This is a genomic window from Paenibacillus sp. JJ1722 (assembly GCF_048282685.1).
GTDB classification, from domain to species: domain Bacteria; phylum Bacillota; class Bacilli; order Paenibacillales; family Paenibacillaceae; genus Paenibacillus; species Paenibacillus polymyxa_B.
Genome location: NZ_CP182500.1, coordinates 321,548 through 338,869 on the forward strand (window position 1 = coordinate 321,548; position 17,322 = coordinate 338,869).

Here is a 17,322-nt window from a genome sequence, read left to right on the forward strand (position 1 = left end):
TATAATTATGGAATGAAACAGCATCGGGAGAGTGGAACAATGACACCATCAAAAACATTAAAATGGATTACAGGCGGATTGGAGCTGTTTTTAGCTATTCCCGTTTTGGGCGGGCTGCTCGTCGTAAATTCCGCGTATACTATATTGTTCTTTATGCTGATTTTCCACATTGTTACGTTGGTGCTATCGGTGACGAATAGAGAGTCTTATTATGGATCTATTTTAGGGATCGTGACCTCGGTTATTGGATGGATTCCGATTGTGGGCTGGTTGATGCATTTGATCTCAGGCATATTTTTGATGATTACCGCAGCCCAGCAGCCGCGTGATCAGTATCGTAATCGCAATCCTTATGATGATTATCGCTACTAGGGGATGTGTGGCGATACAAAGATGAAAGATCCTGTTGAACAGGGTCTTTTTTTATTTATGAAATCTCCCCATGATTATGGTGTTGTAGTATTTTCCATCTGAAAGAACCTTATCGTTTTTTAATAACCCTTCGATCTCAAATCCATGTTTTTTATAGAGCTCAATGGCTTTATCATTCGTTTCCAAAACTTGTAGAGTTATTTTCTTGATGTCATTGGAGTCAGCCCAAGAAATAGATTTTTTTAAAAGATTCGTCCCGATCCCATAACCCCAAAAATCCTTTAGTACGCATACGCCAAATTCAACTTTATGAGAGAATCTGCTCAGAACATGGCCCTCACATCTTGAAAAGCCGACGATTTTATCATGAACTACCGCAACTAAAAATAGGTTTCTGTTATTCTCTGTATCTGATTCAATGAGCTGTTCAAAACCGGATGTACTTATAAACGCTTCTCCCTTCTCTCTGTCTAAATTTTCAGTCTCTCCATCAATCAGCAAACGGATTTCAGACAAATTCTTCGCATCTTGAATCATGGCAGATCTGATCGTATAGCTCATTCCTCGTATATCAAATTCCTGTTTATTTATTTTCATTACATTCTCCTTATTATGAATTTTAGTGAAAAATGACCTCTGGATCATGTTAGTCTACCACATATTATCTTGTTTACATGACAAATAAGCCTGTCTCCTTATGTTGTATCGCAGCAGGGGACAGGCTTATTGATTTCTCTATCCGTACAGGGAAGCCGGATGGAGATTTATTATACATGGGTGGATGTAGCTATTTCTGCTTAGCAGAGGCTTTAGCTGCATTGGTTTTAGCAGTAGCCTTGGCTGCATCACCTTGAGCAGGAGCTTTACCTGCATCCGCTTTACCGCCATCTACTGGTGGCTTGGAGGGTTTTACGCCATTCACCATATCTGTCATCATTTTTTTTAGATTAGAGACACGTTGGTTATATTCAGTTGCCGTAATCTTGCCGTTTTGTTTTTCCGTAGCCAGTTTCGCTTTCATATCTGAAACCATCACATCAATAACGGAATTTACGCTCACACCTTGTGCTTTGGCGATTGTAGCAAGGGATTTACCTGCTTTCAATTGTGTATCCAACTGACTGGAGGACAATTTCAATAATTTCAGGAGAGCTTTGTTCTCAGCATAGTTTCCTCCTGCCATTTTAGGGCCGTTAGCATCTCCGGGGTTACCCTTAGGTGCTTGTGCTTTGTCTGCAATGGGAGCCTTCTCAGGTGTAGTTGAAGCAGCATGGGCTGCGCTTGTGGAGTATAGTGCACCGCCTCCTAAAAATGCCAAGGCCATCGTTCCAGCCAAAATTGCTTTCTTGGTGCTCTTCATCTTCATTTTCCACCTTTCGGTTATGGTTTGTTTGGTACGTGATACATCATAAGGGATCAACTTGAATGCTATCTGAGTGCAAGCTGAGCATTTACTGAATGAAATTTGGAAGCATGACTAACATTTTAGTAAGATGGTACTTGTATTACGTGTATTAAGTGATATAATACACTACAGGCACGATAGATGCAGCCGATTAGGGGGAAACACCCATGGAAGAACAACGGGTTGGCTCGTTCCGGTTTTTAATTGACTTCAGTCAGCCATTATATGAGCAAATATTAAATCAAGTACGAAGCTCCATTGCTAAAGGGGAGATCGAAATGGGAAGCAAAATGCCATCTGTTCGTGATCTGGCGCAGGAACTACGCATGAATCCGAATACTGTGATGCGGGCGTATCAGGAGCTGGAGCGGGACGGATTGACTGAGAAGCGGCGCGGGTTAGGCACTTATGTTACTTCGTCCAGTGAACGGATTGCCAGCTTTAGGGAACAATTGGCTATAACGTATATAGATCAGTTTCTCGGACAGATGAGCAGCCTGGGGTTATCGTGGGAAGATGTACAGCAGTATATACGAAGCAAACAGGACGGAAATGACGAGGGAGGAGGCGAAGGGGCATGACGGAATCTATTGTGGTTGCGAGTCATCTGACGAAGCAATATGAAAGTAAAAAAGCGCTGGACCACTTGGATGTCGTCATTCCGGCGGGACGCATTGTAGGGGTGCTTGGACCCAATGGCTGTGGGAAGTCCAGCTTCTTTCGAGCAATCACCGGATTAATTCGGCCGGATGGGGGCGAGCTTCAGGTATTGGGGCAAAAGCCAGGTTGGGAAACCAATCGTGGCATATCCTATCTGCCTGACCGGGCTCGCTGGTACCCTAATCATACGGTGCAGCAGACACTGGAGTGGGGGGAATCCTTTTTGCCTGGCTTCAATATAAAAGATGCCTATAAACTTGCTGATCATATGGACGTAGAGTTGGAGTTGAAAATGGCCGGGTTGAGTCGCGGACAGGAGGCACGTGTGCTACTGATTTTATGTCTGGCGCGTGAGGTTCCGCTCATGATCCTGGATGAACCGTTTGCGGGCATTGATGTCCTCTCCAGAGAAGCGATCGTGGCCGGGATTATTGATTATTTGGAGGGCCGCCAGCAGTCTATACTCATTAGCACGCATGATATTCAGGAAGTGGAAGGCTTGTTTGACTACACGGTCATGATGGACCGCGGACGGGTCATATGGTCTGGTGATTCGGATGATCTGCGTGCAGAGCATGGCTCGCTGAATCAGGTGTTCCGCAATTTGTACAAAAAGGAGTGGAAGGCGTGAATTCATCAGGGCTGTTCAAAGATTTGATACGCCATGAATTTCGAAATAAAGGAAGCTGGAGAAAGCAGAGCCGCAATCGACTGCCCAGATCGTGGAGACTTGTATATTTCTCACTATTTCTAATTGTGGCGTTCGTTATTTCCTTGTATTTCGCGCTTCACAACCAACTCGAATTGACAAGGCTGTGGTATGTCACCTTGGGCTTGCCCTACATGATCATTTTCATGGGTGTGGGAAGTCTGAGAAGAGAATGGGAGAATGACACCTACGGATGGTGGCTGACTCTGCCCTATCCGCGCATGCGGCTGATTAGCGCCAAATGGATTGCTGCTATTTTACAAGCCGTGGTCGTGACCTTGTCCCTGTTTGTGGTAGGTTCTCTGTACGCGCTGTTCATCTCATCCACCATCCAGCCTTATACGTTTGCGGATGCAGCGTCCTTTATTATAGCTGGATTGAACTGGTTTGTGATGATTATCGCCTTCACACCGTTGGTTATTGCGCTGGGTCTGCTGACGGCCAGTACCAAATACAGCACCTTGCGGCCGATTAGCCCGATACTCTGGATTCTTTTGATGGGTGGCGGGAGTGTCTTTTATTGGTCAGGCGATCAGGGGCTTTATGAGCAGTTTGACCATGTTCAAACAGGACAATGGTTTTCTTTTACCTGGCATTTCCCGATTGCGGTGTTGATCAGTTGGGTTGCTGCATATGTATTAATCCGCTTGAGCGCTTATCTACTGGAGAAAAAACTGTCGATTTAGGCTAGCGTATCTATAGGATCTATGAGGAAGGAGTTTCACCATGACGACGATATTTATATATGCATTGTTGGCTGTTTTGGTGGGGCTGGTGATCTGGTTGAGAACCAAAAGACGAGGGGGGCCGGTAAAAGGAAACGGAATCCGGATTCTGCTCCCCTTGTTTATCGCATTCCCGCTTATGATGATGTCTGTGTACCAATTAATGCATATTCCTGGTCAAACGTATGCGCCCCCTGCCTTTTGGGAACTGCTGGTTGCCGGGCTATTAGGGGCTCTGTTTGGCTATGTTATTTTGCTGCATACGGCGTATGAAAGACGGGATGACGGTCGTATTTATCCGAAGCCAAACCAATATTTTAAATATATTATTATCGCTATTATCTTGATTCGCGTTGTTTTGACCCAGTACCTCAGTAGTCTGGGTACGTCTGAAGTTAGTATGCTGGCGATTACGATGGCGCTGGTGTATATCTCAATCTGGCGAATCGGGAGCTTTATCAAGTTTCGGAGAACGTTATCCGTATAACAATAGCAATGGGATTAACAGCGGCTTACTATTCAAAAAGCGTTCATTCGCTTGGCGATAGGAGCCGCTTTTTTTGAGTTTCGGCATTAGCAATTTATCACACATTGTTATTGCTCCCCATATCCTTTATTCTAAGGCTTGTGGCTTGCATTGTAGCAGTACAATTATAAATTTTTGAAAGGAGGGTTATTGAGGTTTCAAAAGATTTAAATGGGGTTTAAAGTTAGATAGGCGGGGAAAAGTTGCTTTTTGCGATTAGGTGTAACTATATAAGTTACATAAAAGGAAATTGTCTTCCATATTCTATTTTATAGGTTGAGAGGGGTTCACATTCATGAAAAAACATACGGTTACTGCTGCACTCGCTGGTTTGCTTGTTCTGTCTTCTGCTGTACCGGCTTTAGCAGCCGAGGTAAAACCTACTACGGGTATTCAGGTTTGGGTAGATGGCAAGAAGGAGGCTTACAAAATTGCTCCTATCGTGAGAAATAAGCAGGTCTTAATTCCCTTGAGACAATTGGCCTCCAGTTTGGGAATTCCAATGGATGCCAAGCATATTACGTTCAATACGGCGCGACAAAGCACGACTATCCGATATGATCAGGCGACGGTTGTACTGGTGTCAGGCAGTCCGGAAGCGCAAATCAACGGGATTAAGGTACCGCTATCCACCTCGACCCTATTGACCAAACAAGGGGTAACTTATGTACCGGTTGATGTCGTCAAAGAAGCATGGGGCAAGCAAGTGATTTGGGACCCGGCCAGCCAAACGGTGCAAATCGGGGTGAGTAATAAGGATAAGGTCGTTGAAATCGTGAAAAGCTTTGAAACCGGAGATACGAAAGCGGCCGAGACCTGGATCAGCAAAGATCAGTACATTCAGCACAATCTGAGCTTTGCCAGCGGAAGAGATGCCTTGCTGCAAGGGATTAGCCAGTCGAAGGGAGCCGATGTACAGGTTGAAATCCAACGTGTAATTCAGGATGGCAATTATGTAGCGGTTCATTATAAAGAGTCCATTGCAGGAAAAACGAGCATTGTTTTTGATATTTTCCGCTTCGATAGCAATGGTAAAATTGTTGAGCATTGGGACAATATTCAGGACTCGGCTCCAGCTAATCCAAGCGGACGTACAATGATTGACGGAACAACACAGATCACGGATCTCAACCAAACCGAGACGAACAAAACGTTAATCCGCAAGTTTGTGGATGATATCCTGGTTGGCAAGAACCGCGCCGCACTGGAAAGCTACTATAACGGTGATCATTACATCCAGCATAATCCTCTTTTTGGTGACGGTGTATCCAATTTGAAGCAAGCATTTTCCGCAGCGGGAAGCCAAGGAGCTTCTTTTGGATATGGTCAGGTTCACATGGTTATTGGAGAAGGCAACTTCGTGCTGGTTGTGAGTGAATTGACATCATCTAAGGGAACTTCAGCCGCTGTCTATGATCTGTTCCGGGTAGAGAACGGTAAGGTAGCAGAACATTGGGACGTAGTTCAGGAGGTTCCAGCTAAAACAGAGTGGAAAAATACAAACGGCAAGTTTTAAGAAAAAGTGCGTTTGGGGTATGGCCTGATTGCACGCTTTCCCAACCGTCCTGTTCCTGTTAAAATGATGCAAACATATAACAGGGGGTTGAACGATGGAAGGCTTGAAGCAGCGTGTGGGCTGCCTGCATGCACATCACTCGAACATAGCCTATGTGGAACGAGCTTTTGCTTCTTATGAGGTGGAGCTGATACATTTTGTGGACCCTGGGCTTATGCGCCGGATCTCGTCAGACCCGCATTTTTCTGCGGACGATGCCAGTCGCAAGGTAGAAGAGCAACTAAGCTGGATTGCCCAAAGCGACATAGACGTTATTTTGATAACGTGCACGAATTATATCGTTTTGGCAGAAAAGGCTCAATTGACCATGTCTACACCAGTAATTGCGCTGGATGAGCCCTTTTTTCATGAGATATGCGATGATTTGCTGCCACGGACCTTGGTATTCACGAATCCGGCTACTGTAGAGGGAACGATGAAGCGTCTTTATCATACGGCTGCTCTGTTAGGCAAACCAGATATCTCTTCTTGGATAGAGGTTAAGGTGGTGGAGGACGCTTTTCAACTGATTATGCAGGGACGTGAAGACGAGTATAAGGAATTGCTGGTCCGTTCGCTGTATGAGCTGAGGAAGGCTGATCCAAGCAGAGGTCTGGCTGTAGCACAGTTGTCTATGGTTGATGCTGCGTTACAGGTGGAGCTGGAGACGGAGGAAATGATTGGCAATCCCTTACGGTCGTTGACGAATTTAATTGAGGATTTGTTAGGTTAAAAAAGTATAACTAAAAGAACTTCCAACCCGTGTTCTGGGACTATGGAAGTTCTTTTTTTGAGGCTGGCGAGCAGGTTACTTCTGCGTTGTTCATCACAGATTATGTTGATCTGGGGTGATGAATGCTGCGCCTGCCGATTCTCTTTGGACAAGCGTAACGTATAAACGTTCATGCTCCACGTCTTCCCCCGCAATGATTTTGAGAACTTGTTCGGCAGCTACAGCGCCCCATTTACGTTTGGAATAGTCAATCGTTGTCAGACGGGGCTGAATATATTGCGCCAGCTCGATATTATCAAAGCCGACGATATGAATATCCTTGCCAATTGTCAGTTCTGATTGAGCCATTCGATTGTAAAAGCCCACTGCCATTTCATCATTGAGACAAAATACGGCTACAGGTTCCGAACCCGGGCCATCTTGTTGCCGCAAAATGATTTCAGCCGCCTGTTCGCCACCCGATTTCTCAAAATCGCCGTCAATTTCGATCATTTCAGCGACGCCGCTACGCTCAATGGTCTGCTTGACCGCCTGCATCCGTTGCCATGAATCGTAAGAACCTTCTGGTCCGGTAACCACATATAGCTTACGGTGTCCCAATTCCAATAAATGTTCGATTGCGAGAGCGGCGCCCGCTTTGTTATCCAGCAGCACCTGGTTAATGTTAGGATGATTCAGTTCACGGTCCAATACGACAATTTTATGTCCTCGCTCGGCATAGTTCAGTAGCTCCTGACTTTCAAACGTCTGATCCAGCACAATGGCGCCGTCGATCATGCGTTCCGGCAGCATTCGGTGAGATTGCTTACCGCTGCATACGATGAGATCATAACCCTTGCGGTTCAAAATTTCCTTGATGCCGTACAGTAAATCTCCATAAACGTCTCCACGAAAATCAGTCAGGAAAACGCCAATAATTTTGGTCTGCCTTTTCTTGAGATTACGTGCGGCGGCATTGGGCACATAGTTAAGCTCTTTGGCAATCGCTAAAATACGTGCGCAAGTTTCTTCTGTTACCTTATCGCTACCATTCAAGGCATATGAAACGGTAGATATGGAAACGCCCGCCTGTTTGGCGATATCTTTAATGCTGACCACATCGTCACCTCCTTGTCGTCCGTCTTATAATTGCTATTGTATATTCATTATTAACCACATATCTATTCCAAATGTCGTAGTTCTACACATAAGCAGCAAAGGGCGATCCCGCAAGATCGCCATCCCTTTGTTGCCTATACCAGATTTAGCATCAAAAACTCTTTATAAAATAATCTCCAGACGGTGTACACCGTCATGTTCTGCTAAGGCCTGCTCGAAAATCTCACGTTTGATGCGCAAGGCACCAGAGCGGTAGCGATTATCATCGGCTGGCACGCTTTCCAGTGGTGTCCCGTTCAATACTGCACGGCCTTGCTCACTACCAGTACGCTCTTGCAGCATGCGGTAGACGAAGGTAATTGGTTTTCCTGCAAAGGAAAATTCAAATTCCAATCCGTCGAGATGATCCGGCAGTACAGGGTCCAGGATCAGGTCTTCGCCCGATTGACGAATACCAAGGACATTCGATATGAGCTGATTCATGTAGATTCCCGGACCGCTGGAATAGATTCTCCAGCCGCCTTTGACGGGGATGGCTCCTTCACGCAGTTCACCAAACCGCTCCTGTGCTTCATAGCGGGTGTTAAATTTACCGTCCGAGCTACTGAAATAGGCGTTGCTTTGGCGCCATTCAGCATTCGGTACGGACGCACGGATGCCGACCGGATTGATGAGCTTCAAGCTGTGCCAAGCGTCATCCTTGCGTCCCAACTTGGCCATCGCTTCCGCAAAGCGGATATGGGCATGCACATATTGCAGCCCGACCTCACGTCCAAAGTTGGCCGCTTGCTCTGCACGCTTGAAGTGCGAGCTCACACCGCCATCATACTGTGCAGGGCGGTTCATCAGACGCACACCATCCGGGCAGAGGAACTGCTCACGGATGAGCTGCTCATGAGCCAATGCTTGTTCAGGCGTGAGCAGCTGGCTGATCATGCTGCGTGTCATTGGCAGCAACCGATAATGGATTCCTGTCTCGGTGTCAGACGGATGGAGCATCAGCTTAGGTTGGCCGGGCTCTTCCATATACACGAAGCCCGGAATAATTCCGCTCTCCAGCATGTAGCGGTTAAAGTCTTTACGGATGCCATTAGCCATTTGATGTAGATCTTGTGCAATCTTGTCGGCTTCGCTTACTACACCCGCGGGGGCCTGCTCCAAAGCAGCAGCAAAGTTACTAATAACTTGGTAGGTGAGTGCAACCGTCCAGCTGCTCGCCATGTATTGCTTCAGCTGAGCATTGGCTGGCTGGAGGGTATCATCCCAATCGCCGTCGCCATAGGCCGACAAATACGTATCATGAAGGAAATTCTCCCGAATATATTCGATTTCCTTCAGGGCATGTTCCATGAGAGTCGCGGTCTGCTTGGTATAATCGAAAGTATGCCGATGGGTGTAAGGTACATTTTCTCCCAGAATACTGTAATCACGGGTAGCGGTCAAATAGTCGCCCAGTACCTTGAGCGGCCAGACGATAATATCCCCATGGCTTTCTTCTTGCTGCACGTGAGTATAGTTGTCAAACATAAACCATTGCGGCCAGTTTCCGCTGTCCTCGTACTGATGGCTGAAAACAGTCAGCAGAATGGAACGAACCTCGTCGAACTTTTGCGTAGCTGAGAAATATTCCACAGGCCCCTGACACACATCACGTGTTCCCCAGGCTGCACCGCCGTATTGCTCCAGACCGTGAGGCACAGAGTAGTGAACGAGCATATTGTGGGTGTACCACCAAGCCACTGCGTTCACACGGAATAGCTCACTCGTTTCATGTTGACCCAGCGACAGATGGAAACCGTTCATAAGCTCGGCAAAATATTCCCGATAGCGCTCGCGCTCATCTTCAAAGGAAGCGTGACGCTCTTTGTGCGCTGATTCTTGCCCGGCTGAAAGCCCATTCAGCCAACCCTGCACGGTGCAGGTCCATTCGCTGCTGTCACCCAGCTCCAGCACGACTAGGGACGCATCAGCGGAAGCTGTACCCTGTAGCAGTACGTGAGCGTCGCTCACCTGCTGTAATGGAGCGCCCTCGACGTGCATTCGGTACAGCAGGTCTGGATAGGCTTCGGCACTCAGGGAAGCAGAGTCTGCCCGGAAGAGCAGGGCGTCACCTTCATGTTCCATATGAAACGGAAGCTCATATTCGTTCACATGCATAGACATTTGCTGAGTGATGAGGAACGGATAGGTTTTGCCGCTTGCCGCACGCATATGAAGCCGTACTTCTGGGCTATCAGCATTCGTATGGTTTGTAATAATGAATGTATCGTCAGCCGTTTTGTAGTACCAGCGCACATAATTAAAGCCAATCTCGAACAGGGAAGGCATCGTGAGCAGGCGGTATTTCCCTTGGATTCCGACATAGATACGCTGACCGGATGTCTTGGGAATATTGAGCGCATTACGCGCGTTGGTGATCATTTTGTTGAAGTTTGTATTGCCGATCACGAGCTGGGAATTGAACACCCCGTACATATAGGAGGTGGTTGTAATGGTTTCTTCCTTGCCTCCTGAGTAATGCCCGCCCATTAAAATGTGCCCATGGGGACGCTCTACACGAAGCTCTTTGGATTTGAGTACGACATGCTCATAGCTGTCCGTGAAAAAGGAAAGTAGTTCATCGCCATCCCGTTCTTCTTCCTGCCGTTTCGGGAAAAGTTGATTCACTTCGGCAGCGGTTAAGTCCAGCGTGCGCAGCGGCTCACCGATGGTTTGAGCTGGAGCCACACGCCCTGCCTGAAGATCACTTGCCGCGTGTGCCGGTATACTGGTCTCGGAAGCGTCCGCTAGAACGGTAGCTACTTCGTCACGTGCCTTTGTCACCAGCTCCTGATACTCCAGCTTTGTCACTGCGGCTGGATGATTGGGCTGGAACAGACCGTAAAAAGTAAAGCGAGCTTCCCCTGCAAGTTTCACCCGCTCAGATTGCAACGCGGTATAGGCGAATTCGTATTGGTACACTTCATTGGCGAGCGAGTCACGATGGAGTGCTTCCGGCTCATTCGTTTCTTTGTACGAAAGTCCAAAGAACTGAAATCCGTCAGTCGAGTAACCAACAGTGCGGGTTAACGAGCCTTGTTGAATGTATGGGAACGCCTGACTTTGAGGCTGGTTTTGACGTGAGCAAACGGTGTAGCCTCTTTGTTCATCATGGTAGACGGTGTGGTCAATATATTGAGACAAATAAGCTTCATTACTGCGCACAGCGGCGGTATCGGCAATGCCAATATCCTGACCGTACACGACATCTGCTTCCACGTCATCGCCCTGTAGGGTTACATCCCAGAACCATACTCCCAGGCGGCTTAGCGTGAAGGTCACCTGATAGCCTACACCAGCGGTGAAACCCTCCCAAATAATCTGCTGATCCGTTTGTCGGATGACTCCCGGTGAGCGAATTCCAAGCAGGGGAGTGATACTTACACCGGACGGACGGTACAATCTCAAGTACAGATTGTTCAAGGAACCGTCGACTGAATTGGTCAACAGTTGGTTGATCATCGTTGAGCCGTGGGCGATCTTATACACATCACCGCTGCTCAAGAAGGTAAAAGACAGGTCGCCAGCTCGCAGCAAAATATTTTGATCCAGACTTGTATTCATCAAAGGGAACGCCTCACTTTCCTGTTTATTTCATTAACCGAAAACGGCTTTCACTAGTATCTCGGCTGTTAGGTCCTGTAAAGACGGCAAATTCACCGCTGTCACTACTGAAGCTCAAATCTGCATGATGATAGCGCAGCTGAGGCTCGGTCAATGCAAATTCAACTTCCCGGCTTTCGCCTGGGGCAAGAAGGACTTTGCAGAAATCTTTCAGTTCTTTCATTGGACGAACCGTATCACCGCTGATATCACGAACATAGAACTGGACGGTTTCCTCGACCGGACGTGTTCCTGTGTTCGTTACCTGCACTTTAATGGTCAGTTCCTGACCAGGTATAAGGGTATCGCCGGAAAGCTGTACGCTGTCATAGGCTACATCGGTGTAACTCAGTCCATAGCCGAACGGGAATAAAGGTTCGTTTGGTACGTCTAGATATTGGGACACGTAGCGTTCTTTTGTATTCGGATCTAACTGCGGGCGTCCCGTATTAAAATGATTGTAGTACACGGGCACCTGTCCGACCGATTGCGGGAATGACATGGTCAGGCGACCCGTAGGTTCGGCATCACCGTACAACAATTCGGCAATCGCCGCGCCGCCTTCACCACCAGGGAACCAGGCTTCCAATACGGCGTCTGCTTCTTCAATGACACCGTGCAGATCCAACGGACGACCATTAAATAATACGGCTACCATAGGCTTGTTCAGCGTCTTCAGGCGCTTCACTAGTTCCAACTGGGCTTGTGGCAGGCGAATATTGGAACGGCTGCCTGCTTCACCACTCATATCGGAGCGCTCACCAAGCGCCAACACGATAACCTCTGCTTGGCTGGCTGCTTGCAGAGCTTCCGCATATTGCTCCTCAGTTATATCGTCGATAGAGCAACCTGCCGCAACCGTGAGCAGCGAGGAGGATATTTTCGATTGGAATCCGTCAACAACGCGAATAGCTTCCTCCTGTGAACCACTCCACGACCAAGAGCCCAGGATATCACCGCTCTCTGCAAAAGGTCCGATCAACGCAATATGTTGATTGCGATTCAATGGAAGAACGGAATCATTTTTGAGCAACACGCAAGATTTAATAGCTAATTCTTTGGCAACCGTACGGTGAGCTTCGCAGAACACAACTTCACGTTCACGCTCAGGGTCTGCGCCGCGTAGCGGATTTTCGAACAAGCCCAGCTTTTGCTTGAGCTTCAATATACGCATCACGGCTTCATCAATGAGCGCTTCATCCAGTTGTCCGCTGCGAACCAGCTCAGGCAGATGCCCGTTATAGCAGGAGGTCATCATTTCAATATCTACGCCAGCCAGCAGTGCTTTCATCGCTGCCTCGCGCTCATCCTCGGCGATGCCGTGAGGGATAAGCTCCTTGATGGCGGCCCAATCCGAGATGAGTACACCATCAAAGCCCCATTCATCACGAAGCAAATCACGCATCAGGCGCTTATTGCCCGTTGCGGCTACGCCTTCTACGGTATTGAAGGACGTCATCACCATTTCGCAGCCTTCATCTAAAGCAGCTTTGTAGGAGGGGAGATAATACTCTCGCAGCTGCCAGGCGGATACATCTACAGTGTTGTAATCCCGTCCGCCTTCGCCAGCTCCATATGCGGCAAAATGCTTCACGCATGCGGCCACCCGGTCGGTATCGTTCGTCAGATCTTTACCCTGAAACCCGCGCACAAACGCACGAGCAAATTCGCTGTTGAGGTAAGGGTCTTCCCCTGTAGATTCCATCACACGGCCCCAGCGCGGGTCACGCACCAGATCGACCATAGGAGCGAATGTGACGTGAACACCGGATACAGCCGCCTCGCGGGCTGCAATGGTAGCGCTCTCTTCTGCAAGTTGCATATCCCATGAGCAACCAATGGCCAGCGGGATAGGGAAAATCGTTTTGAAGCCGTGTACAATATCTGCCATAATTAAAAGCGGAATACCCAGACGATTTTTACTCAAATGAGCCTGCTGAACACGAATCGCTTCCTTGGCCCCTGCGATACCAAGCACGGAACCGACGTTATGGACATTTTCCTCTGTGATGCCGAGAGAAGCCATGGGGCCAGTAATTTGACTATCCGTTCCCGCTTCTTCAAAGAAGGCACCCACAAGCTGTAGCAGTTGATCGACTTTTTCTTCAAGCGTCATGTTTTCTAAATAGGAATTCAGGTGTTGTTCCATCATAATCCTCCATAAGCTGTATTGTTGGTGGACAGCTCTTTTTTTCAGATTCATGAGATTTTTTGGATAAAATTGATTCAAAAAAGTGCTGAACAGGCTAATAGCTAGTATAGAAGCATAATATTCTGTCGTATTATTAATCGAAACGTTTCTATTGTTGAACTCAGTTGGATTATATACGCTTTCAAATGGAGAGTCAAATCCAATTCAGGGGGTTTTCATAGGCTAAATAACGTAATAAAGATGATATAAACGAAAAAAAGTCGGGATTCTGAGCGAATAAAATATAATATTCCTATTGAATACGGTTTCAATTTGTTCTATAATGACTATCGAAACGTTTCTATTGACGGGTATGGTCCTTGTGCTTTGAACATAAGTGTTATAGCGGTATGCTTTAATCGCTATGTATTTACATGCATCAGGATTTTGCAAGATTCGATTCCAGTCGCTCCAAAATGCAATATATAGATGAACGAGACCATTTCGTTCTATATATTGTTCATTGGAAGTCGCTAATTGTATTTTCGCAAAATCCTCGTATTTGAATCCGTTATCATATTGCATGATCGGTAAACCGATCATCTCGGGAGGAATTCGTATGATGAAAAGAACGTTGGGGATCATTTTGGCAAGCACCTTATTACTGGGGGGCGCGCTGGTAGGTTGTTCGTCCAAGGATGATTCGTCCGGTAAAGATGCGAACGGCAAGACGACCATCACCATGTGGGGCATGGGAGCGGAAGGAAAGCTGCTGCCTGAAATTGTAAAAGATTTTGAGAAAGAAAATCCAGATATTCACGTCGATGTACAGGCGTTACCTTGGGATAACGCTCACGATAAATTGCTAACGGCTGTTGCCTCGAAGTCTGGTCCGGATGTGGTCCAATTGGGCACGTCATGGGTACCGGAGCTTGCGTCTGCGGGTGCATTGACGGATATTACCCCTTATATCAGCAAGTATCCTGAACTGGAATCGAAGAATTTCTTCGAGGGTGCTGTAGGTACGACAAAATTTGAAGGGAAACCGGTCGGTGTGCCTTGGTACACTGAAACGAGAGTTTTGTTCTATCGTTCCGACCTACTGAAACAAGTCGGATATAATGAAGCACCTAAAACGTGGGAAGAGCTTTCCGATGCTGCCCAAAAGCTGGCGGCTCGGGGCAAAGGCAAATATGGTATCTCCTTTAGTGCAAAGGAGCAGTCTATGGGCTTTATGTTTGCTCTCCAGAACGGTTCCAAACTGGTTGACGAGCAGGGCAATCCGCTGTTCAACCAACCACCGTTTGTAGATGCTGTGAAGTATTTGAATACCTTTTTCCAAAATGGCTCTAACGCAGTGGATATTGGAATTGATTCTGTTCAAGGTTTGCAAGGTGATGGTATCGTTCCAATGTTTATCAGTGGTCCTTTTATGATTAAAGAAATCAAGAGCAAGGCACCAGAACTGGAAGGTAAGTGGAATATAGCGGAGCTTCCTGGCAAAGTAAACAACCTGTCCGTTTTGGGTGGAGCGAACCTTTCAATTATGCAATTCAGCAAGCACCCAGAGGAGTCGGCCAAATTCATGGCTTACATGAGCAAACCAGAAACGCAGCTAAAATGGATGGAACTGTCCAGTAACTTGCCTGCGGCTACTAAATCGTGGGAAGACGCCAAGCTTAAGAGTGATCCGATGCTTCAAACTATTCGTAAACAGCTGGACCATTCCGCAGCATTGCCGCAACTGGCAGCATGGGAAGAGGTTTCTCAACAATTCATCAAGAGCTTTGAGCGTGTTTACCGTGGTCAAGCGGACGTACAGAAGGAAATGGATGACTTTAATCAGCAGGCTGCAAGTATTATGAAAAAATAATGATCCATATCCGCCATTGTCAAAGGGAGTGAAGGCATGAAAGGAAGCTCGCAGAAGCTTGCGCCATACTTGTTTATCGGTCCCTCCATCATCCTGTTAACGCTGTTTTCGTTGTTGCCGATACTACTGGCGCTCGTGATCAGCTTCACGGATATGGATCTGTCCGGACTCGTTAATTATGAAAGTATTCGCTTTATAGGATTGGAAAATTACACGAACGTGCTTTTGGACCCTTCCTTTATAAAGTCCCTTGGTAATACGCTGTTCTTCGTCATCATCGGTGTTCCGTTGGTGCTGATATTTTCACTTAGCATCGCGATTCTGATTAACATGGGTAAATCACGTGCTTTTAAAGTATTCCGCGTCGTGTTCTATCTACCGTCCGTAACGAATGTGGTTGCGGTCGCAGTCGTTTGGAGCTATCTATATAATCCGACGCTTGGATTATTCAACTATGTACTTGGTTTAATGAATTTAGGTCCCGTCCCATGGCTGACCGATCCAACAGTAGCGAAGGTTTCGTTGATTGTGTTGGCAGTTTGGCGGGGCATAGGCTTAAACATGATTATTTTTATTGCGGCTATTAAAGGGATTCCGGGTTCTTATTATGAAGCGGCTCAGCTTGACGGTGCCAATACATGGCAGCAAATTCGTTATATTACGCTTCCGCAGCTTCGTTACGCTATTTTCTTCGTGTCCATCACGACGATGATTGGCTGGCTGCAATTTTTCGAGGAACCGTTTGTCATGACTAAAGGGAAGCCGCTCGATGGCACGCTGACAGCATCCCTGTTCATTTACAATAACGGCTTCCAATTTAGTAAATTCGGGTATGCCGCGGCGGGATCGTTCATTCTGTTCTTCGCGATCATCGCGGTGACGCTGATTCAGTTCCGTTTGCAGAATAAAGCGGAGTCCTGATAGAGAGAGGTGATGAGCGTGAAAACAGCTGTTCAGCAAGCCCGCGCCAATACGCGCAGTGGTGAAAAAACATTTCAATGGTTCGTGGCGATTCTCCTGACCGTGGGAGGTCTGTTGATGGTGCTGCCTTTTGCGTGGATGATTCTATCCTCCTTTAAGACAGAGGGTGAGGTAACCAAAATTCCTCCGACCATCTGGCCGCAGCATTTTACACTGGATAATTTTAAATTACTATTCGATAGCATGGCTTTTGGAACCTATCTGACGAATACGCTGATCATTGTTTTAGCTTCCTTCTTCGGATTATTCCTGAATGCCATGGCGGGTTATGGCTTTGCCAAATTCCAATTTAAAGGCAAAGGGTTTCTGTTCTACCTGGTACTGGCAACGATGATGATTCCAGGTCAAGTGACGATGATTCCCGTCTATTTGATCCTGAACCAGATGGGATTGACCAATTCCATGCTAGGGATTGTCCTTCCTGGATTGGTAGGTGCGTTCGCGATCTTCCTGTTCCGGCAGTTCATGTCCGATATCCCGGAAGAACTGCTGGAGGCGACACGTCTTGATGGAGCAGGGGAGTTCCGTACTTTTCTGCAAATCGTATTGCCTATCTCGACACCAATTCTGGCAGTACAGGCCATTTTAACCTTTATTGGTGGATGGAATAGCTTCCTGTGGCCGCTCATTATTGCGAACGATGAGAAGCTGTACACCTTGTCCGTCGGGCTGTCACTGCTCAAGGGGCAGAACGAAAGTCAATTTGCTCTTCAAATGGCAGGCTCGACCTTCATGGTCGTTCCGATCATGATTATCTTCATTGTTTTCCAAAAGTATATTATTGAGAACTATACGATTTCGGGGATTAAGTAATAGTGTAGTATGATTGATAAACACAAAAAAAGCGGAGACTTCAAAGTTTAATCCAAAGAAGCCCTCCGTTTTTTTTGTGTTTTTGTTTTATAGAAAAAT

15 protein-coding genes are annotated in these 17,322 nt (G+C 47.0%); 10 read left to right on the forward strand and 5 right to left on the reverse strand.

The features are described 5' to 3' along the window. Positions 1-39 precede the first annotated feature (39 nt). Positions 40-372 (forward strand): hypothetical protein, encoded by a 333-nt coding sequence (locus ACM1ND_RS01345; RefSeq protein ID WP_013308359.1) that lies wholly within the window; start codon positions 40-42, stop codon positions 370-372. A 51-nt stretch (positions 373-423) separates the two neighbouring features. Here ACM1ND_RS01345 and ACM1ND_RS01350 read toward each other — a convergent pair whose 3' ends face one another. Both ACM1ND_RS01350 and ACM1ND_RS01355 read right to left on the reverse strand, forming a co-directional pair. Then, positions 424-969: a GNAT family N-acetyltransferase gene (locus ACM1ND_RS01350; protein WP_418026949.1), complete on the reverse strand. Its 546-nt coding sequence runs from the start codon at positions 967-969 to the stop codon at positions 424-426. 190 nt (positions 970-1,159) lie between these two features. Further along, on the reverse strand, positions 1,160-1,732 hold the full coding sequence (locus ACM1ND_RS01355; protein ID WP_418026950.1) for a hypothetical protein: 573 nt from the start codon (positions 1,730-1,732) through the stop codon (positions 1,160-1,162). 212 nt (positions 1,733-1,944) lie between these two features. On the opposite strand from ACM1ND_RS01355, the gene ACM1ND_RS01360 reads away from it, so the two are divergent. The 6 genes from ACM1ND_RS01360 (at position 1,945) to ACM1ND_RS01385 (ending at position 6,685) form a co-directional block, all read left to right on the forward strand. Continuing rightward, positions 1,945-2,358 (forward strand): GntR family transcriptional regulator, encoded by a 414-nt coding sequence (locus tag ACM1ND_RS01360; RefSeq protein ID WP_023986610.1) that lies wholly within the window; start codon positions 1,945-1,947, stop codon positions 2,356-2,358. Further along, entirely contained in the window at positions 2,355-3,068 is a 714-nt protein-coding gene (locus ACM1ND_RS01365) for an ABC transporter ATP-binding protein (RefSeq protein ID WP_023986611.1), read from the forward strand. The genes ACM1ND_RS01360 and ACM1ND_RS01365 overlap by 4 nt, the downstream gene beginning before the upstream one ends. Further along, positions 3,065-3,832, forward strand: coding sequence for an ABC-2 transporter permease (locus ACM1ND_RS01370; RefSeq protein ID WP_418026951.1), 768 nt, complete (start codon positions 3,065-3,067; stop codon positions 3,830-3,832). The genes ACM1ND_RS01365 and ACM1ND_RS01370 overlap by 4 nt, the downstream gene beginning before the upstream one ends. Positions 3,833-3,872: 40 nt before the next feature. Further along, positions 3,873-4,358 (forward strand): CcdC protein domain-containing protein, encoded by a 486-nt coding sequence (locus ACM1ND_RS01375; protein WP_418026952.1) that lies wholly within the window; start codon positions 3,873-3,875, stop codon positions 4,356-4,358. A 334-nt stretch (positions 4,359-4,692) separates the two neighbouring features. Then, complete coding sequence (locus ACM1ND_RS01380) at positions 4,693-5,913, forward strand: stalk domain-containing protein (protein WP_418026953.1); 1,221 nt, start codon at positions 4,693-4,695, stop codon at positions 5,911-5,913. A 94-nt stretch (positions 5,914-6,007) separates the two neighbouring features. Next, positions 6,008-6,685: a hypothetical protein gene (locus tag ACM1ND_RS01385; RefSeq protein WP_418026954.1), complete on the forward strand. Its 678-nt coding sequence runs from the start codon at positions 6,008-6,010 to the stop codon at positions 6,683-6,685. A gap of 93 nt (positions 6,686-6,778) precedes the next feature. On the opposite strand, the gene ACM1ND_RS01390 is transcribed toward ACM1ND_RS01385, so the two are convergent. The 3 genes from ACM1ND_RS01390 to ACM1ND_RS01400 form a co-directional block, all read right to left on the reverse strand. After that, positions 6,779-7,783, reverse strand: a complete 1,005-nt coding sequence (locus ACM1ND_RS01390) for a LacI family DNA-binding transcriptional regulator (protein WP_418026955.1) — start codon at positions 7,781-7,783, stop codon at positions 6,779-6,781. Between the two features lie 162 nt (positions 7,784-7,945). Then, positions 7,946-11,386 (reverse strand): GH36-type glycosyl hydrolase domain-containing protein, encoded by a 3,441-nt coding sequence (locus ACM1ND_RS01395; RefSeq protein WP_023986617.1) that lies wholly within the window; start codon positions 11,384-11,386, stop codon positions 7,946-7,948. A 25-nt stretch (positions 11,387-11,411) separates the two neighbouring features. Continuing rightward, positions 11,412-13,574, reverse strand: a complete 2,163-nt coding sequence (locus ACM1ND_RS01400) for a glycoside hydrolase family 3 N-terminal domain-containing protein (RefSeq protein WP_418027971.1) — start codon at positions 13,572-13,574, stop codon at positions 11,412-11,414. Positions 13,575-14,175: 601 nt separating this feature from the next. Here ACM1ND_RS01400 and ACM1ND_RS01405 point away from each other — a divergent pair. From ACM1ND_RS01405 to ACM1ND_RS01415, 3 genes are read left to right on the forward strand one after another with little or no spacing between them, the layout of a single operon-like run. Beyond that, complete coding sequence (locus ACM1ND_RS01405; RefSeq protein WP_034094959.1) at positions 14,176-15,429, forward strand: sugar ABC transporter substrate-binding protein; 1,254 nt, start codon at positions 14,176-14,178, stop codon at positions 15,427-15,429. A gap of 36 nt (positions 15,430-15,465) precedes the next feature. Continuing rightward, positions 15,466-16,350 (forward strand): carbohydrate ABC transporter permease, encoded by an 885-nt coding sequence (locus ACM1ND_RS01410; protein ID WP_023986621.1) that lies wholly within the window; start codon positions 15,466-15,468, stop codon positions 16,348-16,350. Between the two features lie 18 nt (positions 16,351-16,368). Next, positions 16,369-17,223, forward strand: a complete 855-nt coding sequence (locus tag ACM1ND_RS01415) for a carbohydrate ABC transporter permease (RefSeq protein ID WP_023986622.1) — start codon at positions 16,369-16,371, stop codon at positions 17,221-17,223. The last annotated feature ends 99 nt before the right edge of the window (positions 17,224-17,322 follow it).